Annotated in this window: 19 protein-coding genes, 1 other RNA gene and 1 pseudogene; 7 read left to right on the forward strand and 14 right to left on the reverse strand. The window is 57.2% G+C overall.

The window, feature by feature from the left end; all coding sequences use genetic code 11:
- Positions 1-37 precede the first annotated feature (37 nt).
- The 7 genes from H6973_14505 to smpB form a co-directional block, all read right to left on the reverse strand.
- On the reverse strand, positions 38-1,201 hold the full coding sequence (locus tag H6973_14505) for an ATP-binding protein (protein ID MCP5126799.1): 1,164 nt from the start codon (positions 1,199-1,201) through the stop codon (positions 38-40).
- A gap of 292 nt (positions 1,202-1,493) precedes the next feature.
- Positions 1,494-1,863, reverse strand: a transfer-messenger RNA (tmRNA) gene (ssrA, locus tag H6973_14510).
- 54 nt (positions 1,864-1,917) lie between these two features.
- Positions 1,918-3,030: an ABC transporter permease gene (locus H6973_14515; protein MCP5126800.1), complete on the reverse strand. Its 1,113-nt coding sequence runs from the start codon at positions 3,028-3,030 to the stop codon at positions 1,918-1,920.
- A gap of 1 nt (position 3,031) precedes the next feature.
- Positions 3,032-4,144 (reverse strand): ABC transporter permease, encoded by a 1,113-nt coding sequence (locus tag H6973_14520; protein MCP5126801.1) that lies wholly within the window; start codon positions 4,142-4,144, stop codon positions 3,032-3,034.
- Positions 4,141-5,904, reverse strand: coding sequence for an ABC transporter ATP-binding protein (locus H6973_14525; GenBank protein MCP5126802.1), 1,764 nt, complete (start codon positions 5,902-5,904; stop codon positions 4,141-4,143). Before H6973_14525 ends, H6973_14520 begins: the two co-directional genes overlap by 4 nt.
- A gap of 3 nt (positions 5,905-5,907) precedes the next feature.
- A complete protein-coding gene (gene hlyD / locus H6973_14530) occupies positions 5,908-6,906 on the reverse strand; it encodes a secretion protein HlyD (protein ID MCP5126803.1) in 999 nt (332 codons plus the stop codon).
- A 51-nt stretch (positions 6,907-6,957) separates the two neighbouring features.
- Positions 6,958-7,428 carry an SsrA-binding protein SmpB gene (smpB, locus tag H6973_14535; protein MCP5126804.1) on the reverse strand — a complete coding sequence of 157 codons (471 nt, stop codon included), beginning with the start codon at positions 7,426-7,428 and terminating at the stop codon, positions 6,958-6,960.
- A 392-nt stretch (positions 7,429-7,820) separates the two neighbouring features.
- Here smpB and H6973_14540 point away from each other — a divergent pair.
- Positions 7,821-8,338: pseudogene (locus H6973_14540) on the forward strand (hypothetical protein).
- A gap of 146 nt (positions 8,339-8,484) precedes the next feature.
- Here the strand turns inward: H6973_14540 and H6973_14545 are convergent.
- The gene (locus tag H6973_14545) at positions 8,485-9,759 is read right to left on the reverse strand and encodes an aminotransferase class I/II-fold pyridoxal phosphate-dependent enzyme (protein MCP5126805.1); all 1,275 of its coding nucleotides are present in this window, start codon (positions 9,757-9,759) and stop codon (positions 8,485-8,487) included.
- A gap of 339 nt (positions 9,760-10,098) precedes the next feature.
- On the opposite strand from H6973_14545, the gene H6973_14550 reads away from it, so the two are divergent.
- The 4 genes from H6973_14550 to H6973_14565 all read left to right on the forward strand — a co-directional run bounded on the left by H6973_14550 (position 10,099) and on the right by H6973_14565 (position 14,320).
- Positions 10,099-12,144: a sodium-translocating pyrophosphatase gene (locus tag H6973_14550; protein ID MCP5126806.1), complete on the forward strand. Its 2,046-nt coding sequence runs from the start codon at positions 10,099-10,101 to the stop codon at positions 12,142-12,144.
- Between the two features lie 82 nt (positions 12,145-12,226).
- A complete protein-coding gene (gene moaC, locus H6973_14555; GenBank protein ID MCP5126807.1) occupies positions 12,227-12,709 on the forward strand; it encodes a cyclic pyranopterin monophosphate synthase MoaC in 483 nt (160 codons plus the stop codon).
- Positions 12,710-13,804, forward strand: a complete 1,095-nt coding sequence (gene rnd, locus H6973_14560) for a ribonuclease D (GenBank protein MCP5126808.1) — start codon at positions 12,710-12,712, stop codon at positions 13,802-13,804.
- Between the two features lie 183 nt (positions 13,805-13,987).
- Positions 13,988-14,320 carry a glycine zipper 2TM domain-containing protein gene (locus H6973_14565; GenBank protein ID MCP5126809.1) on the forward strand — a complete coding sequence of 111 codons (333 nt, stop codon included), beginning with the start codon at positions 13,988-13,990 and terminating at the stop codon, positions 14,318-14,320.
- A gap of 180 nt (positions 14,321-14,500) precedes the next feature.
- Here the strand turns inward: H6973_14565 and H6973_14570 are convergent, their stop codons facing one another.
- Positions 14,501-15,970, reverse strand: coding sequence for a catalase (locus tag H6973_14570; protein MCP5126810.1), 1,470 nt, complete (start codon positions 15,968-15,970; stop codon positions 14,501-14,503).
- A gap of 130 nt (positions 15,971-16,100) precedes the next feature.
- Here H6973_14570 and H6973_14575 point away from each other — a divergent pair, with 130 nt between their 5' ends.
- Positions 16,101-19,592, forward strand: coding sequence for a sulfite exporter TauE/SafE family protein (locus tag H6973_14575; GenBank protein ID MCP5126811.1), 3,492 nt, complete (start codon positions 16,101-16,103; stop codon positions 19,590-19,592).
- A 73-nt stretch (positions 19,593-19,665) separates the two neighbouring features.
- On the opposite strand, the gene H6973_14580 is transcribed toward H6973_14575, so the two are convergent.
- The 3 genes from H6973_14580 to H6973_14590 all read right to left on the reverse strand — a co-directional run bounded on the left by H6973_14580 (position 19,666) and on the right by H6973_14590 (position 22,401).
- A complete protein-coding gene (locus H6973_14580) occupies positions 19,666-21,102 on the reverse strand; it encodes a hypothetical protein (protein MCP5126812.1) in 1,437 nt (478 codons plus the stop codon).
- Positions 21,103-21,118: 16 nt separating this feature from the next.
- The gene (locus H6973_14585) at positions 21,119-21,691 is read right to left on the reverse strand and encodes a DUF1285 domain-containing protein (GenBank protein MCP5126813.1); all 573 of its coding nucleotides are present in this window, start codon (positions 21,689-21,691) and stop codon (positions 21,119-21,121) included.
- A gap of 137 nt (positions 21,692-21,828) precedes the next feature.
- The gene (locus tag H6973_14590) at positions 21,829-22,401 is read right to left on the reverse strand and encodes a transglycosylase SLT domain-containing protein (protein ID MCP5126814.1); all 573 of its coding nucleotides are present in this window, start codon (positions 22,399-22,401) and stop codon (positions 21,829-21,831) included.
- A gap of 876 nt (positions 22,402-23,277) precedes the next feature.
- Between H6973_14590 and H6973_14595 the strand changes: the two genes are divergently transcribed.
- Positions 23,278-23,829, forward strand: coding sequence for a cob(I)yrinic acid a,c-diamide adenosyltransferase (locus H6973_14595; protein MCP5126815.1), 552 nt, complete (start codon positions 23,278-23,280; stop codon positions 23,827-23,829).
- A 20-nt stretch (positions 23,830-23,849) separates the two neighbouring features.
- Here H6973_14595 and H6973_14600 read toward each other — a convergent pair whose 3' ends face one another.
- Positions 23,850-25,283, reverse strand: a complete 1,434-nt coding sequence (locus H6973_14600; GenBank protein MCP5126816.1) for a sigma-54-dependent Fis family transcriptional regulator — start codon at positions 25,281-25,283, stop codon at positions 23,850-23,852.
- Positions 25,283-26,989, reverse strand: coding sequence for a hypothetical protein (locus tag H6973_14605; GenBank protein MCP5126817.1), 1,707 nt, complete (start codon positions 26,987-26,989; stop codon positions 25,283-25,285). Before H6973_14605 ends, H6973_14600 begins: the two co-directional genes overlap by 1 nt.
- Between the last annotated feature and the right edge of the window lie 8 nt (positions 26,990-26,997).

The following is a 26,997-nucleotide window of genomic DNA, read 5'->3' on the forward strand; positions in this document are numbered from 1 at the left end:
TGAATAATTTAGGGTGACTCATAACAAATTTTCCCCCTCATAAATCCGCCAGCATGGCGCTCAAATCAACCAGGTTGATTGCTTGAACATGGGCGCTGACCCGGAAACGCTCAGCGCCAGAATACACGATAAAACACTGTTCAGGCTCCAAGTCGGCGCAAGCGCTGTGGAAACCGCGTTCCAATTTCGGGGCAAGACTGCGCTTGATCTCAATAGCCCACACTCGGCTGGCAGGTAGGGTCAGGACCAGATCAACTTCAGCGCCAGCCGCCGTTCGGTAAAAATTCGCCTCGGTTCCCCAGGGCGCTATCCGCAGTAGTGTTTCGACCACGAAACCTTCCCAACTGAAACCGATAACCGGATGTCCCAATACGGCCTCCTTATCCGGCAACCCCAGCAGGGCGTGCAGGATGCCACTGTCGCGCACATACACTTTGGGCGACTTGATCAGTCGCTTGCCCATATTGACATGCCAAGGCGGCAGGCGACGCACCAGCAGCAAATCGACCAGCAGATCGAGATAGCGGGCTACGGTTTTGCCATCCACGCCCAGACCGCGCGCCAGTTCAGCCGCGTTGAACAAGCCCCCCTGATGATGCGCCAGCATGGTCCAGAACCGGCGAAGGGTTTCGGCTGGAATACGGGGTCCCAGCTGTGGAATATCTCGCTCCAGATAGGTCCGGATGAAGTTCCGTCGCCATTGCAGGCTCAGGGTCGCGTCAGTGGCCAACAGACTGTCGGGGAAACCACCGCGAATCCATAGCGTATCCAAGTCGGCGCGATTGATTTCCAGAGCGTCGATAGGATCAAGCTCGATATAGGCAATCCGTCCTGCGAGGGTTTCGCCCGATTGTTTGAGGAGATCAATGGCGGCGGAACCCAGCAGCAGAAAGCGGCCGGTTCGGTGGCCACGCTGACGGCCACGATCAATCAGACCACGCAGATTCTGGAACAGACCAGGGAGGCGGTGAACTTCGTCCAGAATAACCAGTTTATCTTCATGGTCAGCCAGATACAGATCGGGATCAGTGAGCTTGGCGTGGTCTGCCGCCGATTCCAAGTCGAGATAAATGGATGGACGAGTGGCAGCGATGACCTGCGCTAGCGTGGTTTTGCCGACTTGTCTAGCTCCCAGCAAGGCTACAGCAGGATATTGATCGAGATGCTGATTTAGCACGGCTTGAAGACGACGAGGTATCATCCTTGCAATTATGGAATGTTATTCCTGAATTGCAAGGTTGTTCTCGCGTATTCTCAAGATCTGAACTTACCACCTATCAGTTCCTCATTGCGGAGCAAATCTGATAGCTCGTAACTCGCAGTAGCCCAGATGGAGCATAGCGAAATCCGGGCTACAACGGCTGCGCCCCACTGCGTTCTGACAGGGTGCTGTCTTGCCAGCGTTGAATGAACGGGGCCAGAGCGGCGTGCATGGTCATTGTGCAGCGTTCCAAGAAAAAACCCGCCGGAGCGGGTTGGTTTGGCGCTTCAATTGGTGGAGGCGGGGGGAATCGAACCCCCGTCCGCAGATCCTCTGCCTTTGGCCCTACATGCTTAGCCTGATCTTTAATTTAACCTTTCGCAACCCGACCGGCAGGGCGGCGAACGGCGGTTCCGGTGAGTTTTAGCCCCTCCCCCCCGGACAGGTTCGGTGGCGATCTTGTGTTAGTCGACCCCTGAAGCGCCCCGAAAGGCTCCGAACCTCACAAGCAAGTTTCGGTCAGGGGCTAGCGGGCTTTAGGCCGCCAGAGCGTAGCTGTCGTCGTTGGCAACTATATTTTACAGCCAGTTTAACGAGGCGAGCTGCATCCTCGACATGCGCCTTGGGTTTTGCAATCCACGTCGAAACCCGGAATCGCCCCCATTGGGTAAGAAAGTAGGATCACTGGCTAGTGGGAAAGTTCCAGCCATTCAGGGTCATTGCAAACGACTGCGCACCAGGAGAGTGGCGATACTCAGCGTCACCAGAGCGGTCAACGCCATCGGCCAGGCTTGGGCGGCAACCTCCGCTGCCGGCAATGTTTTCACGAACGTACCCTGAACGATGATCAGGAAGTGGGTCAACGGGATGACCTCTGCCACCCATTGTAAGACCATCGGCATATTTTCCACCGGGGTGGCGAATCCAGACATCAGAATCATCGGCACCCCGGTTGCAAAAGCGCCCAGAATAGCCTGTTGCTGGGTAGCGCAGATCGAAGAAATCATCAATCCTAACCCCACGATGGACAGAATGAACAGCAGCATGGTCAGGAACAGCAGCCCCAGGGAACCGGTGAAGGGAACGCCAAAGGCAAATACGCCCGCCCCCACCATCAGCATCCCCAGCGTCGTGCCGATGACCAGCGCCGGCGCGGCTTTAGCCACGATAATTTCCGCAGGCGTGGTAGGCGAAACCAGCAACTGGTCGAAGGTGCCGAGTTCGCGTTCGCGTGCAATGGATAGCGCTGTAACGATGAGGGAGGTGAACATCGCCAGAGTGCCGGCGAGGCTGGGCACAATGAACCATTGATAAATGAGATTCGGGTTAAACCAGTGCCGAACGGCTACCCGGTCGTTGTTCCCGGAACTTTCAGGCTGCATCGTCGCGCCCAGATTGCCAGCGATGCTTTCTACATAGCGGAGCGCGACCTGCCCAGAGTTGGCCCGGCGACCATCGACGATGACTTGCAGCGGCGCGGGACGACCTGCCGCCACATCGCGCGAAAAGGTTTCCGGTATGTCAATGGCCAGCAGCACTTGGCGCTGCTCGATCGCCGCTTGTAGTTGCTCCGGACTTTGCATCGTCGCCACGCTGCCAACGAAGGTAGCAGCGCTGACGCGGGCAACTAGCTCTTGCGACCCGCGTCCGCCATCACGATCGTAAATGGCGATGGCAACATTGCGCACTTCCAGCGTGGCGGCAAAGGAAAAGATCAGCAATTGTATCAATGGCGGCCCGATGAGCAGGGCGCGCGCGCGCCGGTCGCGCAGGATGCTGAGCAGTTCTTTGATAATCTGTGCGCGCAGTCGCGGCGAAAGCAGCGCCATATCAGGTATCCAGGCTTTTGCGGGTCTTGAACTTAGCCAAGGTAAAGAACAGCGCGCCAATCGCCAGCATCGCCGCCATGTTCGGCAGCATCACTGCCCATACATCGCCAGCCAGGAAGACGGTCTGCAAAGAGGCCACAAAGTGACGGGCGGGAACAATAGAGGTGATCAGACGGATGGGTGTTGGCATCGAGTCAATCTCGAACAGGAAGCCCGAGAGCAGGAAGGCGGGCAAAAAGCCGGAGAAGAGCGCGGCTTGTGCAGCAATGAACTGGTTTTTCGCCAGCGCCGAAATGACCAGACCCTGACCCAGCGCCGGCACGAGGAAAACGGCGGAAAGCAGTAACAAGGTAAACCACGAGCCGCGCAACGGGACATCGAAAACGAAAACGGCCAGCAGGGCAGAACCCAGCGTGGCCAGCAGTCCCAATACAAAGTACGGTAACAATTTGCCGATCAAAATTTCAACGACTCGCGCCGGTGTGGACAACAAGGCTTCCATCGTCCCGCGCTCCCACTCCCGGGCAACGACCAGCGCCGTGAGCAACGTGCCGATCATCGTCATGATAATAGCGATGGCCCCAGGTACCAGGAACCGGCGGCTTTCAATTTCCGGGTTGAACCAGAAGCGCGAACGCACATCGATCACAGGCGGCGTGCTTTGCCCAACCTGGCCAGCCAGCCACTGAGCAATCACGCCTTGCGCATACCCGGCGACAAAACCGGCAGTGTTCGGTTGCGAGCCATCGGTGATGACTTGTACCAGGGCACTTTCTGTGTTCGTCGCCAGCCGGCGTTCGAAATCCTGGGGGATGACGACGTAACCCTTGAGTCGGCTGGCGATGACTTCACCGGCGACCTCCCGCCGATCCCGCGCCGGTGTGACCTGAAAGTAGTGCGTTCCACTGAACGCCGCGGCGAGCGACTGAGCGGCTGCGCCATCGGACTCCAACACGACGCCAATCGCCACCTTACGGATATCCAGCGAAACAGCGTAGGCGAACAGGAACAACAGAATGACCGGCAGCACGAAGGCAATCAGAAAAGTCGAGGGATCACGAATGACCTGAAGACTTTCCTTGCGCACTAGCGCAATGAGTCGCCGCAGGTTCATGCAGATTCCCGCATCGATGAAGCCGCATCCTGAGCGTCCACCTCCTGGATAAGATGGATAAAGGCATCTTCCATGGTCGGTTCCTGGTCACCGCTGATGGTAACCCGAGCCTTGAGCACATCTGGCGTATCGAGCGCGATGAGCTTGGCCCGATACATCAACGCCACCCGGTCGCAGTACTCGGCTTCGTCCATGAAATGCGTGGTGACCATAATGGTGACGCTCTTATGCGCCAAGCCGTTAATGTGCGTCCAGAACTCGCGTCGGGTGATGGGATCGACGCCGGAAGTGGGTTCGTCGAGGAACAGTACCAGCGGACGGTGCATCAGCGCGCAGGCCAGCGCCAGGCGCTGTTTGAAGCCGAGCGGCAGTTCATCCGGCGCGCTCTTGAGATATTTCCCAAGCTGAAAAGTTTGGATCATTTCCTCGATGCGTTCGCGTTTCAACGCCCCCTCCAGGCCGTAAACCCCGGCGGAGAATTCCAGGTTTTGCTGAACCGATAACAAGCCATAGAGCGAGAACTTCTGCGCCATGTAACCCAGTTGCCGCTTGGCTTGGCTGCCGGCAACGCGCAGATCCAGACCGACCACCCGCGCTTCGCCAGCGGTTGGGCGCAGCAGCCCGCACAGCATCTTGAACGTGGTGGACTTGCCCGCGCCGTTGGGACCGAGCAGTCCGAAAATTTCGCCCTTGCGCACCTGGAAACTGACGTGATCGGTCGCCGTGAACGCGCCGAAGCGGCGGGTCAGGTTACGACACTCCACGACGTTGTCATCGTCCAGAATAACGGGTGCCATCTTCTGCGCAAGAGCGGATATTCCACCTGGGCCGCCGCCCAGGAGATCGACGAAAGCATCCTCGAAACGCGGCGTGACCGGTTGCAGCTCCGCCCCGACCTGTGCGGCAAAGGCGGCGACCGCCTCATGCTGACCATCCGGGCGCAAGACGATGCGAATCGAGTTGCCCTGGATAACGCCATCACTCACCGAGGTCAATTCCAGGATTTCTGACAGCAGTTCGCGTCGGTCGCGCCGGTGATTCAACAACCGAAAACTACGGTCTTTCAAACGGCTCGTGAGTTCGCTGGGCGCACCGGCAAATTTGAGCTGGCCTTCATTGAGCAGGAACACGGCGGCACAGCGCTCCGCTTCGTCGAGATAAGCGGTGGCCCACACGACCGCCATGCCGTCATCGGTCAGCGCCTGCACCATGCGCCACAAATCCTGCCGGCTGACCGGGTCGACGCCCACGCCCGGTTCATCCAGCAGCAGCACTTTAGGCGTGGCCATCAGCGCACAGGCCAGACCCAGTTTTTGCTTCATTCCACCGGAGAGCTTTCCCGCCAATCGCGTTGTGAAAGGACCAAGCCGGGTGAACTCCAGCAGTCGTTCGAAGGTATCACGGTGGGTTCGCCGCTCGAGTCCGCGTAATTCCGCGTAGAGCCGCAGGTTCTCCATCACCGACAGGTCTTCATAGAGACCGAAACGCTGCGGCATATAGCCGATGCGGTCCGACAGCGCCGTGCTGTCGCGCACCGAGTCCAGACCCGCCACCGTGATGCGGCCTGCAGTGGGCGCCATCAGACCGGCCATGAGCCGCATGAGCGTAGTCTTGCCCGCGCCATCCGGCCCGACCAGCCCGGTCAAGCAACCAGGCAAGATACGTCCATGGATACCGCGCAGGGCTTCGAGTGCGCCAAAGCGCTTGACCACGCCATCAAGTTCAACCGCGATTGACGGCGCGGCGTCCACAGAATTCATGACTCAATCCTGCCCGGCGGATGCAGTCGCAACCGTGACCGTCACGGGCATACCTTGATGCAACCATGAATCGGCGTCGGTGACGACAATGCGCAAGCGGTAGACCAGGTCGGTGCGTAGATCCGTCGTTTCAACTGACTTTGGCGTGAATTCCGCGCGCGGCGAGATGAAACCAATATGCCCTTGATAAACCTTCTTGGAAGAATCGGTGCGCACACTCACCGGGGTTCCCGACGCGATGCGGCCCAGTTCGGGTTCGCTGACATAAGCGCGTACGTATACCGGGTTTCGCAACGACAACGTGTAAACGGCGGCGTGACTGTCCACCATGCTTCCGGGTTCACGCACCCGACTCAGCACGACCGCATCCGCCGGGGCGATGAGTTGCGTATCATCCAGCGCCGTCTGCGCCTGGGCGCGAGCTGCTTCGGCACTGGCCAGCCGCGCTTGCGCCGCGGCAATATCTTCCTGTCGAAAACCTTCCTGTTGCAGGGATAAGGCTTGTTGCGCGGAAGCCAGGGCGGCGATCGCTTCATCCCGGGCGGCCCGCGCAGCGTCAAGAATTTGTTGACTGGCGGCCCCGGTGCTGGCGAGTTCACTTTGTCGGCGAAACTCACTGTCCACCTTGCGGAAGACCGCTTCCGCCTGGCGGACGGACTCCTCAGCGCGTTTGATTTCCTGGGGACGATTGCCGTGTTGGAGTTTATCGAGCTCCGCCTGAGCGCGCTGGACCTCGGCTTCCGCTGCGGCCAGCGCATCTCGATACGGCTGTGCGTCCAGTTCCGCGACGACATCGCCTGTCTTGACGGTTGCGCCTTCGTCGACCGCCATCCGCAACAGGCGGCCCGGTTGACGAAAAGCCAGCTCGACTTCGCGAATGTCGACATTACCGTAGAGCGTCAGCACGCCCTCCGTTGGATGATCCTGACCCTGCCGCCAGTAGGCCGTTCCCACACCAAGAATCAGCAACACGAGGACAACAACACGAAGTTTGTTTTTCATTCGTCAGTATCCATTTCGTGGATGACGCCTGCATTTGCGAGAAAACCTGGCTTACCGTTCTCGCATCAGCCGCTGTTTATCACGCTCCCAGTCACGATCCTTTTCAGTCGCCCGCTTGTCGTAATCCTTCTTGCCTTTCGCCAGACCGATGTCCAGCTTGGCCCGGTTGTTCTTCCAATACAATGCCAGCGGAATCAGCGTATAACCTTTGCGCTCGACCGAACCGATCAGCCGGCTGATTTCCTCTCGGTGCAGCAGCAATCTGCGGGTGCGGGTCGGGTCGGCGTCGACGTGGGTCGAAGCCGAGGTCAGCGGCGAAATATGGCAACCGAACAGAAACGCCTCGCCATCGCGCAACAGCACATAGCTTTCCTTGAGATGGGCGCGACCGGCCCGCAGGCTTTTGACCTCCCAACCCTGAAGAGATAACCCAGCCTCGAAATGTTCCTCGATGAAATAATCGTGATACGCCTTCTTATTGCCCGCAATCTGGTTGTTCGGGGCCGATTTTTTCTTGGTCATGGGGCAATCCTGGTTTCTTCGTGAATGTAGCGCGAATGGCCGTAGTCGGTTTCCTCACCTCCTGCTAATAGAAAGAGGTATTTAGAGCAAGGAATAATCGTTGTCTGACCGTCGCTGATCAACAGCGTTCCTCACCGCATTCTACAATTCCAACAAGGCAAGCATTCACCTCCCCCCTTTGAAAAAGGGGGGCCGGGGGGGATTTCGCACGGGCGATAGGGTCAAAATCCCCCCTCACCCCCTTTTGCCAAAGGTGGAGACTGAACGGTTACCCAAAAAGAAAAGTCACCGATTGACCGTTGCAAAATCGGGCAAGTTTGTCAAACTTGGTCTGACTCACCAAAGTACAGGTTATCCATGATGGACTGCATCGCTCTCTTCCGAGTCATATCATGAACCGATCTTCCTGCTTTAATCCATTGCACATGTTTTCCTTTCTATTGATCAGCCTGGTGGTTTTGCTATTACCGCCGGGCGTTTTCGCCGCCGGGCTGTTGGCGGGCGGGGGCACGCACTCGCTGGCGATCAGTCCCGGCAATGCCTTTGGTTATGCCTGGGGCGCAAACCGGGACGGACAGATGGGCAATGAGGGCACCGGGCGCAACTAACCGTACCCCTCCCACTGGCCACCCTTTGCGGCGGCGAGTTCCTCAGTGGGGTGCAGGCAGCGGATGACGCGCCGGTACAAGTAGCCAGCGGCAGCCGGCACAGCCTGGCCTTGCGCAGCGACGGCACGGTGTGGGCGTGGGGGCTGAATGGCTCCGGGCAACTGGGCGATGGCACGACGACCAGCCGGCCAGTCCCGATTCAAGTCCCAGGTTTGCGGGAGGTGGTGGCGATTGCCGCCGGGAAGACGCACAGCCTGGCGGTCACACAGGACGGCACGGTGTGGGCGTCACCCAACGTGTGATCGCCCACGGCGCCAGCCACCCCGGAAGAAAGCCTCCGCGAGACCCTTGCTGAATTTCCAACGCCAACGCAAAAAACATTGTTATTAAACAAAGCTTCTCTTAACTTAATGGCAGTGAGGCGCTGGCTGGCTAAAATAATGTGATTTCAGCGCGCTGCCGTCAGCGCCTGCTCCAGATCAGCAAGAATGTCGTCAATATGTTCGATGCCAATCGACAGCCGCACCAAATCTTCGCTGACGCCCGCCCGGGCCATTTCATCCGGCGATAACTGTCGATGCGTTGTAGTCGCTGGGTGACAAGCCAGCGATTTCGCATCGCCGATGTTGACCAACCGGGTCACCAATTTCAATGCATCGATGAACTTGGCGCCAGAGTCACGTCCGCCCTTGATGCCGAAACTGAGAATGCTCGAGCCGCGCCCGCCCATGTATTTGTCGACCAGCGGTTTCTCCGGGTTGTCAGTCAGCGCTGGGTATTTAACCCATTCGACCTGCGCGTGACCACGTAAGTATTCCGCCGCTTTGACTGCATTTTCGCAGTGGCGGTCCATGCGCACCGGCAAGGTCTCGATACCCTGCAAAATCAGGAAGCTGTTGAATGGCGAAATCGCCGCGCCGGTATTGCGCAACGGCACCACCCGCGCTCGCCCGATGAATGCCGCTGGCCCTAGCGCTTCAACATACACCACGCCGTGATAAGAAGGATCGGGTTCGTTTAGCCGCGGGAAGCGGGCCTTGTGCTGATCCCAGGGGAAAAGTCCGGAGTCAACAATAACGCCGCCCAGGCTGGTGCCGTGGCCGCCCATGTACTTGGTCAAGGAGTGGACGACAATGTCAGCGCCATGTTCAAACGGCCGACAGAGATAGGGCGTGGGCACGGTGTTATCGACGATCAGGGGTACGCCATGCGCATGCGCCACTGCCGCCAGCGCGCCAAAATCGACCACATTCGCTGCCGGATTGCCAATCGATTCGCAAAACACCGCCTTAGTCTTTTCATCGATCAGGCGAGCCATGCCTTCGATGTCGCGATAGTCGGCAAAGCGCGCCTCAATGCCAAAGCGCGGCAACGTATGGGCAAACAAATTATAGGTGCCGCCATATAGAGTGGAGGTGGTGACGATATTGTCGCCGACTTCCGCAATCGTCATTAGCGCGTAGGTAATCGCTGCGGAACCCGCGGATACGGCCAGCGCGCCGACTCCGCCTTCCATGGCCGCTACCCGCTGTTCCAATACCGCCGTTGTGGGGTTCATAATCCGGGTGTAGATGTTGCCCGGCACTTTCAGATCAAACAGGTCGGCCCCATGCTGAGTATCGTCGAAAGCGTAAGACGTCGTCTGGTAGATGGGAACAGCAACGGCTTTAGTGGTAGGTTCAGGCTGATAGCCGCCGTGAATGGCGATCGTTTCGATTTTCATTGGATCAGGTTCCATGGTGGTCGGAGAAAACAGCTAAAGTCTGGACGCTGAGATCGGCAAATGTCCAGTGAGAGGCGAGGCAAGTTTCATGATGAAGAGACGCTTTCCCGCGCGGGCGCCCGCTATAATGTTCTCAATTTTTGATTCATGGGCCGTATTCCCTTAATCTTATCCGGGGAGCTTAACGCGCCAGCCCGATCCGCAAGGGAACCTGGCGCATTTTTGGCCCTCCGTCGTCCCGGATTTCAGTGGCCGAACGAAAAAACCATTTAACAACCAACGATATAATCAGGAGAAACCCATGAGGTCTGTTCATTCCCATATTGGAGGGTTCGCATCATGGCAGCGATAGGATTGATTATCGCATTGCTCTGCGCGGTCGGCGCACTCATCTACGGCGTCCAGTCGGTCAAATGGGTGTTGGCCAAGGACGCTGGCAACGCCCGTATGCAGGAAATCGCCTCCGCCGTGCAGGAAGGCGCCAGAGCCTATCTGAACCGGCAATACACCAGCATCGCCATTGTTGGCGTAGCGATCGGCGTGGTGATCTTTTTCACCCTGGGCGCGCTGTCGGCGGTTGGCTTCGCCATCGGCGCTATCTGTTCCGGTGTGGCCGGCTACATTGGCATGTATGTATCCGTGCGCGCTAATGTTCGCACCGCCCAGGCGGCGCATGATGGCTTGAATGCAGCGCTGGAAGTCGCCTTTCGCGGCGGTGCGATCACTGGCTTGCTGGTGGTCGGTCTCGGTCTGCTGGGCGTGGCCGGTTATTATGTGTTGCTGTATCTGGCCGCAGGCCAGGTGCCTGATCTCGGTCCGCTGGTCGGCCTGGCCTTTGGCAGTTCGCTGATCTCCATCTTCGCTCGTCTCGGCGGCGGCATTTTCACCAAGGGCGCAGACGTTGGTGCTGACCTGGTCGGCAAGGTGGAAGCCGGTATTCCCGAAGACGACCCGCGCAATCCAGCGGTCATCGCCGATAACGTGGGCGACAATGTCGGCGACTGCGCTGGCATGGCCGCTGACCTGTTCGAGACTTATGCGGTGACGATCATCGCCACCATGCTGGTCGGCAGTCTGATGTTCACCGGCGACGCGATCCAGGGCGCGGTTGTCCTGCCGCTGCTGATGGGTGGCGTGTCAATCATCGCTTCGATTATCGGTTGCGGCTTTGTCAAGGCTAAGGAAGGCGAAAAGATTATGAACGCCCTGTATCGTGGGCTGGCGGTGGCCGGCGGTATCTCCGCAGTCGCTTTCCTGCCCGCCATTTTCGTACTGTTAGGCGATCAGAATCCCTGGGGGCTTTACGGTTCCGCACTGGTCGGACTGGGCCTGACCGCGGCCATGGTGGTCTTCACCGAATACTACACTGCGACTGAATTCAGCCCGGTGCAAAAACTCGCGGAAGCCTGCACCACCGGTCACGCCACTAATATCATTGCTGGTCTGGCGGTATCGATGAAAGCGACTGCTCTGCCGGTGTTGGCCGTCTGCCTCAGTATCGGCCTGTCCTACCATTGGGCGGAGCTGTACGGCGTCGCTATTGCCGCGACTTCGATGCTGTCCATGGCGGGCATCATCGTGGCTCTGGATGCTTATGGCCCCATCACCGACAACGCGGGCGGCATTGCCGAGATGGCGGAAATGGACGAAAAGATTCGCGGCATTACCGACCCGTTGGATGCGGTGGGCAACACCACCAAGGCGGTGACCAAGGGTTACGCGATTGGCTCGGCAGCGCTGGCGGCGCTGGTGCTGTTTGCTGATTTCGAGCATAAACTGACGCTGGCGCATATTAAAGTCGAATTTTCGTTGACGGACCCGGTGGTGATCATTGGCTTGTTCATCGGCGGCATGATTCCGTTCCTGTTCGGGGCGATGGCGATGGAAGCCGTAGGTCGCGCGGCGGGCGCCGTGGTGCGCGAAGTGCGTCGTCAGTTCCAGGAAATGCCGGGCATCATGGACGGCACTACCCGCCCCGATTATTCACGGGCGGTGGATATGCTGACGAAATCGGCGATCAAGGAAATGATTGTTCCTTCACTATTGCCGGTGCTCACGCCGATTGCCGTCGCCTTTGGCATGGCGTGGCTGATGGGCGCCGACGCCGGTCCTAAAGCCTTGGGCGGTTTGCTGATGGGCACTATCATCACCGGTCTGTTCGTGGCGATTTCCATGACCGCTGGCGGCGGCGCCTGGGACAACGCCAAGAAGTACATCGAGGATGGCAACTTCGGCGGCAAGGGTTCGGAAGCGCATAAGGCTTCGGTGACGGGCGACACTGTCGGCGATCCCTACAAGGATACGGCGGGTCCAGCGGTGAATCCGCTGATCAAGATCATTAACATTGTGGCCTTGCTGATCGTCCCCTTATTGGCAAGCATGTAGGATGATGCAATACGGGCTTCACAGCGAGTCCGTATTGCACAGCCCCTTATAACGGGCAGGATGCCCGTTCTACACTTCCTCTATGTCTCTGACTCACTTCAACGCCGCTGGCGAAGCCCTTATGGTCGATATCGGCGACAAAGCATCTACCCACCGGATTGCGGTCGCCGAAGGCTCCATTCTTATGCAAGCCGCCACGCTGGAACGGGTGATAGCGGGCGTTCAGGCCAAGGGCGATGTGCTGGGCGTAGCGCGCATTGCCGGAATTATGGGTGCCAAACGTACTGCCGACTTGATTCCGCTCTGTCATCCGCTGGCCCTGACCCGGGTGGCGGTGGACTTTGAACCGTTGCCCGAGCGTAACGCTATCCGTTGCCAAGCGACCGTGGAAACCCGGGGTTCTACCGGCGTGGAAATGGAGGCGCTAACAGCGGTGCAAGTTGCGCTGCTGACCATTTACGATATGTGCAAGGCCATGGATCGCGGCATGACCTTGACCGATATCCGCCTGTTGGAAAAAACCGGCGGTCAATCGGGGCGCTGGCAGCGTGATTCAACAAAATAAATGAGCGACCTGCTCTACATCGTTGACCAGCCCGCGCTTATTGAATTCTGCGCCGGATTAAACGGCGCATCCTGGCTCGCGCTCGACACCGAATTCATCCGCGAACAGACCTTTTATCCACAACTCTGCCTGATCCAGATCGCCAGCGCTGACTATCTGGCCTGCATTGATCCCATCGCGTTACCCTCTCTGGAACCGTTGCTAACGGTGTTGTGCAACCCGGCGATCACCAAGATTCTCCATGCGGCCTATCAGGATTTGGAGATTTTCCATCATTTGCATGGCGAGGTTCCAGCACCCGTTTTCGATACGCAACTGGCCGCGCTGGTGCTGGGGTATGGAAACCAGGTCGGGTATGCGAACCTGGTGGAGCAGATGCTGGGTGTGACGCTCGACAAAGAACACACGCGGGCTGACTGGCGGCGGCGGCCGCTGCCGCCAGAATGGTTGGCTTACGCGATTGACGATGTGCGCTATTTGCCGGAACTGTACCGACGACAGCAAGCGATGCTGGCGGAGCGGGGTTGGCAAATGGCGTTGAACGAGGATTTCATGGCGTTGACCGATCCTGCGCGCTATCGCTCCGATCCTCGGGAAGCCTGGCGGCGTGTGCGGGATCACCAACGACTGCGCGGTGTGCAACGGGCGGTTCTGCGAGCGCTGGCGGCCTGGCGGGAAGAACAGGCCAATCGCCATGATCGTCCGCGCCGCTGGATTTTGAGTGACGCCATCCTGTTGAACCTAGCGCAGAGGATGCCTGGCAATCTGGAGGATTTAGCGCGCATTCCTGGGTTGCCGTCGTCCACCTTGCGCCAGCATGGCGCGGCCTTTCTGGAATACATTGCAGCAGCGCGCGCTGAGCCGCCCGAACAGTGGCCAGCGCCTCAGCCACGCCGACTGCGCTTGACCGCTAAACAAGCGGCGCGGGTTGATGATCTTCTGCAATGGATCGCGGATCGCGCCAGTGAATGCAGCATACCTCCCCAGGCTTTGGCGAACCGGCGGGATGTGGAACAGTGGCTGACGGGCCTGGATTCTCCATTACGGCATGGCTGGCGAGCTGCAGTGCTCGGACCCCACTGGGGAAGCCCATAACACCTATTCAGGAGAGATTCACCTTGCCAATGAAATACTGCGTTCCATGCATTGGGGATGTTGGTGGGTTTTGAGGGCGGCGCTGTCGCTAGGGCGCTGTGCATAAGCGACTGCCGCCTGCTTTTTTCCAATCGCCCTGTCGAACAATTCTGGAGAAATCCTATGTCGATGCCACTGAAACTCATGGTTCTGACCGCTGCGCTGGGTCTGATGACAGCGTGTGCGACGCCGCCGCCACGAGGCGCTCCGCCCAACTACCATACGACGGGCGGCGCGCTGATGGGCGCAGCGGCGGGCGCCGCGATTGGACATGCCATCGATCCCACTGGCGGCGCGTTAACTGGTGCGCTGGGTGGGGCGCTGATCGGCGGCGCTGTTGGCAATCAGATGGATTATCAGGAACAAAGAATCCGTCGCTTGCAGCGTCAACGCAGTTATGATCCTGGACCGCCGCCTGGTTATTACCGTCGTTACAGACGCCCACCCGCCTATTACGACGATCCGCCTCCTTATTGATTGCAATGTAGGGCGAGTTCATCATCTGTCAGTTCCGACTTGGCAAGTCCCATAGCCCGTAGCCTGTATGAAGCGTGAGCGCCATCTAGACCACTAAAGAACACAAAGTGGAAGCCTGCTTGCAAGCGATTTTGCAGATTATCGCCTGCAAGCGGGTTTCCTGCCTGTCAAAGTTGGGTATTACGCATTGGCCAGCGCTTCATTCAGCGGAATGCCCAGCGCTTCCGCCACGCCCTGCCCGTAAGCCGGATCGGCGGCATGACAATGACAGATGTGGCGCAATTGAATCGGGCGCTCGGTGCCGCCGATGGAGCGCGCGGTGTTCTCGAACAATCGTCGCTGCTCACCAGGCCGCATAATGCGAAACAGATCACCGGCCTGTGAGAAGTAGTCGGCGTCGTCTTCCCGATAATTCCAGCGGTCGGCGTCGCCGTTTAGCTTCAAAGGCGGCTCGCGAAAATCCGGCTGTTCCTGCAAGGCTCCATAGCTGTTCGGCTCATAGCCCACTTCACTGCCCTTGTTGTCATCAACCCGCATGAATCCATCGCGATGAAAAGTGCGGAATGGGCACTTGGGCGCATTAACCGGAACTTGATAATGGTTCACACCCAATCGGTAGCGCTGGGCGTCGCCGTAGGAAAACAGCCGACCCTGCAACATCTTGTCCGGTGAAAAACCGATACCTGGCACGATATTGGTCGGATTGAACGCTGCCTGCTCCACGTCGCGGAAGTAATTCTCCGGATTGCGATTCAACTCCAGAATGCCCACATCAATTAATGGATAATCCTGATGCGGCCAGACTTTGGTCAGATCGAAAGGATGAATCCGGTAGGTATTGGCGTCCGCTTCCGGCATGATCTGCACATAGAAGCGCCACTTGGGAAAGTCGCTGCTTTTGATAGCCTCGAACAAGTCGCGCTGAAAACTCTCGCGATCCTTGCCGACCACCTCTTCGGCTTCCTGGTCGGTCAGGTACTGAATACCTTGCAGCGTCTTGAAATGGAACTTCACCCAGAATCGCTCATTAGCGGCGTTGATGAAGCTATAGGTATGGCTGCCATAGCCGTTCATGTGGCGATAACTGCACGGCAAACCCCGGTCGCTCATGGTGATAGTCACTTGGTGCAACGCCTCAGGCAGCAACGTCCAGAAATCCCAGTTGTTATTGGCACTGCGCAGGTTAGTGCAAGGGTCGCGCTTGACCGCGTGATTAAGGTCAGGAAATTTCAGCGGGTCACGCAGGAAAAATACGGGCGTATTGTTTCCGACCATATCCCAATTGCCTTCCTCGGTATAGAACTTGACCGCAAAGCCACGAATATCCCGTTCGGCGTCCGCCGCGCCGCGCTCGCCGGCCACAGTGGAGAAGCGCGCAAACACCTCCGTCTTTTTACCGACTTCAGACAAGAACCGGGCGCGGGTGTATTGTGAGATATCATGGGTTACGGTGAATGCGCCGAACGCGCCAGAGCCTTTGGCGTGCATCCGCCGTTCTGGAATCACTTCACGATCGAAATGCGCCAGCTTTTCCATCAGCCAGACATCTTGCATTAACAAGGGGCCGCGCCGCCCGGCGCTCAAGCTGTTCTGATTATCGGCAACCGGCGCGCCAGCAGCGGTGGTTAAATGAGTTTTCATCTCGGACATGCTCAAACTCCTGCCAGTCATGCAGGCGACATTGCCTGTACCATTACTATGGCAAAAACTCAGTTTTTAGAAAAATTGAATATAACAAAACAATGGATAGCTTATATCTATTAAGACATCGGCCATCGCCATGTCTTCCCGGTTAACGGCGCGCGCCTTTCGCCGGCGCGTACTCCGTCCAGCGGAAGGAGTATTTCTCTTCCATCCCCGCATGTTGCAGCGTCTGGTTCGTCGCCATCTGGGCGAAGGATCATCAAATCTGGCGATTCCGTTGCTTCGCCACTATCTGATGCCCCGGAAGATTTTCCGGATCGGTCTGGAGGATGAGAATCCCGATGTATTGTCGGTGATCGAGGGACTGAATCTGCCGAGCTGGGTGATTCTGTTGCCGGCGCCATCCTCCCAGGAATTAGCTGTCGGCGCACCCGAACATTGGCTACGCGATTACTGGGGACGCCGGTTCGAGGCCGAGGTGGCGCGCGCCTGGCAGGTGGCGCGTCATGATAATCAGGACCAAGAGGCGTTTGGCGCTCAGGGATTGGCGCAACGCATCGGCGAACGCGGGTTCCGCGAAGCGCGTACCCTGCTCGAACAGGATCGCCGGGTGGCGCTGGGTTTGGATGATGAAACCCTGTGTCGCCAATGGGTCGGCTTTATCACTTACCTGCGTTATTTTATCCCAGGCGCTCGGGCCTATTTTTTTCCAGTCATCCAAGACTGGGCGGCGCTGGATCGCTGGCTGAAAGACAGTGGCCTGGACCTGCCACAGCCTCGGCACGGCAGTCGTTGGCCACATTTGTTGACTCGGAGTCGCCCCTCTGGCTTTAATGACGCTCCCGATTACGAGCCGGAATTACCTCTTTATCTGCCATTTGGTCACAATGATCCCGACCTGGCTGAGGGCGCTAATACTGTCCTGCCGCTGCTGGCAAAACCGTTCTCCTCAGGCAAGCTATCGGCTGCCAGCGCCCATCCGCCCGACCACCGGATCACGCCACACCTTGCATCCTGTTGCCAAGAAGCCCTGCGGCAAGCGTCCACCCTGACGCGGAAACCCAGCGGGCTTGCCGTGTTTTGGCGTAATCTGGCCGGATATCTGACGCCTTTCGTTCTGCCTTTGGCCCTGCTGTTCGATCGCTGGCCTGTTGCATCTGATCGCCAGGCGGCGGCTAGATTGGCGACAGCCATTCGCTTGCAGGGATTCCGCCATGCTGTCCAAAGCGCTTTTCGGGCAGAGATGGCTGGGCGCTATGGGACGGCGCTTCACGATTTGTGCCGGGCCGTTGACCAGTACCGGCAAATGGCCGGTCATGCTCTCCCGACAAGTAAAGAAATGGAGTTTCCGCTGTGGGAGAGTGGGCTTGAGAGAGACGCCGTGATGCGAACTTTGCGCGAGCGTCAGGAGGAAATCATTGAAGCGCTTGCCCATAATCTTGCCGCAACTTGGAAGCTGGACGCGCAATGTACGCGAGTCCTGGAGCATTTGATCGAGCGCTTACTGGACGAGCCGGCCACGGCGTGCGCATCCAGTCCGTATTCCCTCTTGTTGCATGATTTGGAGCACATTTTCCTGGAGGGGCGGACCAATTATTACCGGTTGCAACCGTTGGTTAGGCTGTGGAGTCGCCGCCGGCAACCTCTCCAACTGGGTTTGCCTTTCCAGGGTTCACTGAAAGCCCTGCGCGCCCTGAATGCGGCGAGAACGCGCCTTGGTCAATCATCGTGGTCCGGGGCCGAAGTGGCTTATTTCAGCGCGCCCTTGCAGATTCTGGGTAGTCAGATCAGCCAACGGCTTCGCCAACAGTTACAGCCACGCTTGCGCGAATTGTTCGATGTCGCTGGCTTTCTCCCCAGCGATGCCCATCAGCGGATAGCGCGAAATATTCTTGAGGAAGAATTATTTAAGATCATCTTGCAGCGTTGGCATTTACGTTTCACTGACCTGCGGGACGCGGTGGCGCGCAATGAATTGCGCCTGCCGGATATGGGTTGGCGTGAACTGTTGCTCGGGGACCGATTGGCGCGTTTCGATCGCCGGGCCAGAGTGGCGTTGCCCGGAGTTTATCAACCCGGCGAGTTTTATCTGCAAGGATTGCAGCAATTGAGCGCTCCATTGTTTGGCGCGGCGATAGGCCGCTGGATTACCCGCTTTCTGTTGCTGCCGTTCAGCAGCGCTTTCATCGGCCTGGAAGCTCTGGGTTACGTGTTGAGCATGATGCCGGCGCTGGAAGGTCCAATACGGCTGGTGAATTTCGGGTCGGTGCTGGGGGTGGGTCTGGGGTTGATCTTCATACTTTACACTCGCCAAGGACGGAGTATAGTCGCCACCGTTGCTCGTAGTTGGCGCTGGTTGTTCGTGGAATTCTTGTACCAGCGATTGACGCAGTGGTTGTACTGGGGACGGGCAGCCCGCTGGTTGCGTTATCCCCTGGTTCGGAAGGGTTCGCGCTACTTGCTGGAACCGCTGCTGATCGGCCTGATCCTAGCGCTGCCGCTGGTCGCCATTACTCACGATCTGGATTTGCCTATCGAGGGTTTGCCAGCTTTTCTGCTGACGCTTGGTTTCATTCTCGGCAGCATTCTGCGTAACAGTCCGTTTGGACGCCGGATTCTGGATGGCGTTATTACTTACCTCGCCGGTTTTTGGCGTCGGGTCCACCACACTTTGCTGGTTGATCTGTTTCATTGGGTGATGGATCTGTTTAATCGCTTGATGCATGGCGTGGAACAGCGCCTGCATCGGGTCGACGAGCTGGTCAGTCATCATCGTGACGAAAGACAGAGCGTCATGGTAATCAAGGCGGCGGTTGGGCCAGTCTGGCGAGTGTGCAGCTATTTGATTCACTTCTACGCAGCGGTGCTGGTGGAGCCACAGGTGAATCCGATCAAACATGTCCCGGTCGTCCTGGTGGCTGACAAGCTGATGATACCGTTTTTTCCCGTGATGACGGTGGCGTTGCTGGCGCTGCTGAATCCGGTTTTGCCCGTGTTCATCAGTCTGCCGCTGGCCACGGTGACGGTATTTTTGTCGCCTGGCCTGTTTGGATTTCTGGGCTGGGAACTGAAGGAAAACTGGAAGCTGTACCGTGCGAATCACCCGGATCGGGTGCAACCAGCGTGCTTCGGGCCACAGGGAGAAACGCTGTACAGTCTGCTGCGACCAGGGTTTCATTCCGGCACGCTGCCGCAGGCGTTTGCTGATCTCAGACAGGTTATTAGCCTGGAAAACGACCAGCAACATCCATATCCTCAACGCTTGCGTCAGGCCGAGGCGCGCTTGAGCGAGATTCTGGAAGCGCTTTCGGCATTTGTGAACCGTGAATGGGCGTTCGCCCTCATGGAGCGATGTCGGGAAGCTGGTTATGCGCGCGCCGAGGTTGTGGTGACGAAGTGGACGGCGGCTACCGCTGCGCTCATGATCCAGGTCGCGCTATATCCCGATGGTCGAGAGGGGACCGTTATTGAACCGATTATGCTCGATCTCGATGTTGACCTGCGGGGTGATCGCCTCCACGGCGCAATGCATTTAACAGGCTCCATCGAAGTGCTGGGCGATGCGGAAGAAACTTGGCTGAAAACGGAAGCAGCGCGCTTTCTACGGCGGGCGGCCTGTCCGAATTGAGGATGTTGAAACGAGGTCCATTTCAGGCTGTTTCATTTTGCAATGCGCGTCATTTATCTGTATTGTGGTTTTTTCAGGTGTCAATAATCAGGCCAGTGCGCGCATTAATCATGACATGCAAGAGCGTCTCATCCTCCCGCCAAGCAACGATTTGCCAGCACAAGGTTCCATCTTCGTCAGTGTAGAGCGAAGCTGAATCGGGTTCGATAAACGAGGCGTTGGCGCGCGCATTCAGGGTTTCCAGGGCAATTGGCATTATCGTATCGAGATCGCATAGCCAGGGACCCAGCCGCAAGGGCGAGCGTAGCAGAGAATCCGTCTGCATGGACTGCCATTCACTTTCGTCAGCGGCTTGTTCAGACTCCCGCTCCATAGCCGTGACTGTCATCAGTCTGGCATCCGAGTCAAGCATGACATCGAAGCCGCGCAGCCGGCGAATACGCCGCGTGTCATGGTAGAGAATACTGCGGAATGAGTAACTGAACTCACAGGGAACTATAACTCCAGCCGCATCGCGATCCAGTTCCACTGTTACGCTTTCCAGTACGGCGCCAGGATCGGTGTGCTGAGCCAGCGACCGGACAATGTTATAGCCAACCCCAACGGTAGTGACCGGGCCGATTTCCGACGGAATAGGCTGGCGATCAACCACAATCGAGATAGCGCCGCCGCTGAACTCATTGGCGTCAATGCCGTGTTCGGCCAGCAGCTGGCGGGAACGATGGTCAGCAGCGCGCAGATATAAGCTGGCGAGTGGCCAAGCCTGTCGCCAGACTCCAGCCAGCGCTCCCCAAAAACGCACACGGACCTGGTTCTGGCCAACAACCGGCTGCATCCATCCCTGTTGGATCAATGCTTGCGTTTCGCGAATATAATTATTGGCCAGTATGCTCGCTGGATCCTGGGCTGCCTGCTTGAGCCTGGCGTATTTGACCGCTTGCGGCAGAGAGGCCACCAACTGGCGATGCACCACATAGAGCGCGCGCGGATCTCGAATATCCTTGAGTTGCAAGCGGGCCAAGTAGGCAGGCGCTGGCAGACTATAGGGCAAATTGAGGTTATTGGTGGTCAACATCCGATCATCGTCGAAATCGGTTGAGAATTCGACGAATTGACGGCAAGGCGGCCTACCCTTCCTGAATTCGACGTAGGCGATCATTGCCCCGATGCCTTGTTCGGATTGGGTCAGCAGCCGCAGCCACAACGCCGCATTCAGGATTGTCTTATCACAGCGGAAATCGCCCTGGCGGATAAAGCCATCAACCGCCAGCGCGTCAGTCGCATCGGTCAGGGCAATCCAGGCGGCATCAGGCAGATCTGCTTCGCGCAGTGGGACTAAATCAGGGCGCATGGGCTGCCGGAGGCGCAGCGCCAAGGGAACGCCGATCAGTATTTGTATCAGTAAGGCAGGCGGCGCGATTAGCCACTTAATCAGGCGAATCAGTAGCACGAGCAGGTAGGAGGGCAGTAGCACGATTACGCGCAATAGCGATAGCAGGGATGGGCGCACGGGTGATCCTTGGGATTCAGGTTTCGTCATTCAATCGGCCAAGGCTGAAGAATTGCCCCTGACTCCAGACTCCATAAATACGATCGCCAGCAATGGACTGTTCTTCGCCTAATTCCGCCAATTCGACAAAAACCGCCCGACTTAACAGTGCGCGCAGCCGGCCGCGGATATGGAGATAAGGCGCGGGTTCGCCACCGGAAACGCGGTATTCGACGTTGAGTGGATGGTCCGGGCCAGCGGTCACGACATCGCCCACATTCGTGGTGAACGTCAGGCACTGATGAGCGCCAGTCCCGGTTGCGTCCAGCCGAATAGCGAGGAATGGCGCGTCATCGACCCGGATCCGCCATTTTTCAACGGGCGTTACCAGATAATATTGTCCATCCTCATCCCGGCGCAGGATCGAGGCAAACAGGCGAACCAGGTTTTCACGCTGAATTTGGATGCCTTCGTGACGCCAGACGCCATCGCGGGCGATGCGCAGGTCCATATCGCCAAGCAGGGGAGGGTTCCAGCGATCGACGGGCGGCAGAGAGCGAGAGTTTAGTTGAGCCGCTAGCGTGTCGGGATCAGGATCAAGGTGGGGCATGAAATTGGATCACAGTCAGTGGTTGGATTCATAATTATAGTGAATTCCAACTACCGCGACGGATCCGTAAATCAACAGGACTTTCGCGCTATGAGACGTCTGAACGGGCAAGATGCCCGTTCTCCCTCTACAGTTCTTCAGCCTTCGACCGTAATCCGCTTTAGATCACGGTAGATGCGGATGACTCGGTCTGGGAATGACGAGCGCGAACCCAAGCTTCCGTTATAGCGCAGCAACGCCCGGCGCAGATTGCCGGAATCGATGTTAAGGTAATTCACCAGAATCCGCGAACCGACGCGGATATTCTTGGCCGGATCGAATAACTGTTGAGAACCACCAATTTCCCTGACTTTGCGGGTGTGTGAGCCGGGCATGACCTGCATCAAACCACGAGCGCCAACCCGGCTGACCGCTCGCTCCTTGAACGTGGATTCGACCGCGATGACGGCCAGGATCAGTTCCGGGTCCAACTGGTGCTGTTCAGCGTTACGAATCGCTTCGCGCACGATATTTTTAGCCTTGTTTTCAGAAACCTGATACTCGCGTTGAATATGCCCGGAGAGACGGGTGATTTTCCGCTGCTCAGCGGGCGAGGCGGCAGTGGAGCTGGCGGCGGTGTCTTCCGCTTCCACGGCCGTAGCGACATCAATGGACTCATCGCTACGGACCATCTCCGGCGATTGAGCCAGCGTTGTGGCGGGCATGAGCATGACCGCGCACAGCAGACCTGACTTAAGGGTCAGAGCAAGTCTTTCCTTGACGCATTCGGTGAATTCCATAAAGACCTCCGTCGTTAATCAGCACGAACTGATAGTGCTCGATGGACTCGTGTTCCCTGTCAATGAGAACTCCTCCCTGGATCGAGCTGGATTACTCCAGTCGTCCCCCAAGTCCGACCTAAGCAACTCCGGTTTGGGGCGCCAGACCCAGCAACCGGTGTCGCCTGACGTTCCTGAGCCGGAGTCTCAATAGAGCCGGCTCATGGCAGGAACATACTGCAATACAGCATTGCGGCTTTATGAAAGCACAGACGAAAATTGTTTTGCAAGTATTTAATTGCCTAATGAATACTTCAAAATGATTTCAGAAATAATTTCCAATCATTAGTTATTTAATTTTTTATATTTAAAATCAGTTTATTAAATAAAAAAAGCGCTTTTCAGTATTAAATTAAAAATTAATTTATAAACAACAAGTTAAAAATTTTTATGTTTTTTTGGCAAATTGAGACATTTTGGCCTTGTTGGAAGTCCAGAGGTGTCACTGACATTTTTTCTGGACGATACGCGGTAAAATTTAAATTTTATATGATTATCAGTCATTTATTATATAAAAGAGAGATATATTAACTTATTGAATTTTATCTGTAATGTCTTGTAGAAAGCTGAATCTTCAAACGAAGAGACAAGCGAGAATTGGTTGCCGAATGGAAGAGTAAGTTGCTGCTAACCAGCAAGGTAGATGAATTTGAGAGAAAGAGACTTCGCAGTCGGATTGGGAGGAGTACAATATGGATGGTAGCAAGTGTGCCAAGATGCACAATAAACCGATTAAGTTACTGATTTTATTTATTCAGGAAGAGTAGCATGGGCAATCGACTTTCCAAAATCTATACCCGAACCGGTGATCAGGGCACAACCGGGCTGGGCGACGGCGGCCGGGTAGCCAAGGACTGCCCGCGCATCGAAGCGATTGGCGCGGTGGATGAGTTAAACTGCGCCATTGGACGGGTGTTGGCGCATGACTTGCGAGGACCGGTGCGCGATTGCTTGCAGGACGTTCAGCACCGGTTGTTTGACCTGGGTGGCGAGCTGAGCATTCCCGGCTATCAAGCCGTGAAGGATGAGGATGTGGCTGCACTGGAAATGATGTTAAACAGCTTCAACGAACAACTTCCTTCCTTAAAGGAATTTATTCTGCCCGGCGGCGGACGGGGAGCTGCAGATTGCCATATCGCAAGGGCCATCTGCCGGCGCGCTGAACGACGGGTCGTTTCACTGGCGCGTGAAGAAACGATCAATGAACCGGCCCGGGTTTACCTGAACCGGTTATCAGACCTGCTATTCGTGCTGTGCCGGGTCATTGTCCGCGACGAAGGCGGTCTCGAAGTGCTATGGCGCAATCCTGGCCGGAGCTAACATCTTAAAATTCAAAATCTTCAATCCAGCCCCAGTTTTTTGAGCCGATAACGCAACGCCCGGAAACTGATGCCCAATTTCTCCGCAGCAGCGGTCTTGTTATAACGAGTGGCTTCCAGCGCGCGCATGATGGCCGCTTTTTCCAAACTCTCCAGATAGCCCTCCAGATCGCTGACGACTGGCGCCGAGGGGTAAGGCACGGTCTTTGGTTCAAAGTCAACCGGCGCGGGCAAATCGCGCAATGGTTCGGCGGGAACAGGTTCTGGAGCAGGCGCGCTGGCCGGCGAAGAATGCGGGGAAGTCGGTTCCCTAGCCGGCAACAGCAGGTCGCTCGCCTGGATCACATCGCCTTCACACAACGTAAAGGCTCGCTCCAAAATATTTTCCAACTCGCGGATATTCCCTGGGAATGAATAGGTGCGCAGTGCCGCCAGCGCGGTCGGCGCCAGTTTCGGCGGCGCATCGCCGATATCCTGACTCAACCGGACGAGAATCGACGCGGCCAATTCCGGAATATCATCGGGATGCTCGCGTAAACTGGGCAGCCGCATCTGAATTACATTCAGGCGGTAAAACAGGTCTTGACGAAAAACGCCGTCCTGCACCAGCGCTGTCAGATTCTTATGTGTAGCGCTCAGAATGCGCACATCGGTTGAGACTTCAACCTGGGCGCCCACCGCGCGCACCGCGCGCTCCTGAATCGCTCGCAACAGCTTCACCTGCATGTGAGCCGGCAGTTCCGCAACCTCATCCAGGAACAGGGTGCCACCCTGTGCGGCTTGGAACAACCCGCCCTTGTCCTGGGTCGCGCCGGTGAAACTGCCCTTTTTATAACCGAAGAACTCGCTTTCCATCAGATGTTCAGGAATCGCCCCGCAATTCACCGGCACAAATGGTTTATCCGCGCGCGGCCCCGACAAGTGAATCAGTCGGGCGGCCAGTTCCTTGCCAGTGCCTGACTCGCCATTAATCATAATCGGCGCTTGACTACGCGCCAGCTTGGCAATCAATGCGCGGACTTCAGCCATGATCGACGATTGACCTAGCAGAACCGGGCGATTATCACCAGGACGGCCCTCACCACTGCGATTGAGTCGCAATGCAGTCGATACCATGCTGCGCAATACTGCGAGTTCAAAGGGTTTTGATACAAAATCGAAGGCGCCAAGTTTAAGCGCCTCTACCGCGCTTTCGACATTGCCATGTGCAGTGATGACCGCCACGGGCAGGCTGGCATAGTGCTTTTGAATATGCGCCACCAGTTCCAGTCCGCTGCCGTCTGGCAACCGCAAATCGGTAATGCAGAAGTTAAACGGCTGGCGTTTGAGGAGCGCGCGCGCCTCGTTCAGGTTTTCCGCCAACAGGCAAGTGACGCCGAGTGGCAGCAGAGTCATTTCGATCAATTCGCGGATGTCGGCTTCGTCATCCACAATCAAAGCATTGCAGGCATCCATCAGTCCTTCTCCGATGCGGAATGGGTGGGAGCGAAGTTGATGCGAAAACAACTGCCGCCCTCGGCGATAGGCAGGTATTGTAATTGGGCGCGATTGGCTTCGCACAACTCCCGGGCCAGATACAGGCCCAAACCGGTGCCCTTGGCCCGAGTGGTGAAAAAAGGTTCAAAGAGGTGGGAAATATTTTCTGGCGCGATCCCAGGCCCCGCATCGCGCACTTCTACAAACGGTCGTCCATGACTGTTTTCGCGGCCAGCCCGTAGCTCAATGCGTGGAATTTGATCCGACCGCACACCGTGTTGGCAAGCGTTAGTGCAAAGATTCCAGAGCACCTGCCGCAGTTGATGGGGGTCGAAGACCACAACCAGGTCAGCCGGATCGACCTGTTGGCGCCACTGGGGCGAGGGGCCGTCAACGCTGCGCAAAAGTTCTTCACTGAAAGTGTCCAGCCAGGGTTCTAGCGCTAGCCGTTCCGGTTTAATCCGATCGCGCCGAGCCAGGTCAAGGACATCATTAATAATGCGGTTAGCGCGTTTGACGTTATCATGGGCGATCTGCGCCAGCCGTTGATCGCTGGCGCTGGCGCTGGCGCTGGTTGATTCCTCCAACAACTGGACAGCGTGACTGATTGCCGCCAGTGGATTGCGGATTTCATGAGCGATGCCGGCTGTTAAACGCCCTAGCGCCGCCAGCTTGATCTGCTGCAACTGCGCAGCCGTCTGGTCCGAGTCCTCGAGCAGAATCAGGATGCTGGCAGCCTGATGACCGCTGAGGCGCGTAAAGCGGGGAATCAGTTCCGGGCGATATTCAGCAGGTCGAAACGGAGAGACGTCAGGATTGCCTTGACGCAGCCAAAGCTCTAAGCGCTGGGCTAATGGCAACGATAATTCGTGTAATGGCATACCTGGCGCGACGTCCGGTATGTCGAGCCATTCGCGAGCTGTGTCGTTTAATAGTTGGACTTGACCCACGGCATCGACCACCACCACTCCGTTTTGCAGGTGACGGATAATTCCCTGATTCAACTCGGCGATTTCCAACAGCTCCCAGGTCCGCTGTCGCGCCAACGCCTCGCCGCGCCGGGCGCGCTCGGCCAGTGCGTGAGTCAAGCCGGCAGCGATGAACAGCACGGAACCCAGAACCCCCAGGCGCACCCAGTCGTCGCTGGTATTGCTCAAGCCGTTCCAAAAATCGATCCAGGAATCAGGTTCGCGTCCCAGGCGAACCAAAGTCTTGGCAGCTTGCCAGCGATCCACCAGCCAGGAAGCGGTTAGCAGGAAGAAACCCATCGCGGCGGCCAACAGCGCCGAAATGAGCGGCAGCAGAATAGCGCTGGCCGCCACCGCTGCAATGAGCAGGCTATTCAAACTGCTGGATAAACCGCCCGAGGCGTTGATCATAATGGTCAGCGCTGTCAGGTCAATGAGCAGTTGCAGGTGGGCCTGTATCGAAAGACGGGGGCGCCGCCAGTAACTACCCGCGATCGCCACCATCGCCACTATCATATAAACTGCCGCCGTACTCAAAAACAACCGCGGCTCCTGCTTGCCAAACAAGCGGTTTTGTTCGTCCAGCGCAAACGCCGCCAGTAACAGCGCCGCCAGGATTAGCCGATAGATATTGGTAGCGCGAAACACCCGCCACAGATGGCGGCGATCCATGAAACGGTCGGTCTGGAAACTAGCGAGTGGGTTGGATAAGGTCATGACAAAAT

This window comes from Gammaproteobacteria bacterium (assembly GCA_024235095.1).
GTDB lineage: Bacteria > Pseudomonadota > Gammaproteobacteria > Competibacterales > Competibacteraceae > UBA2383.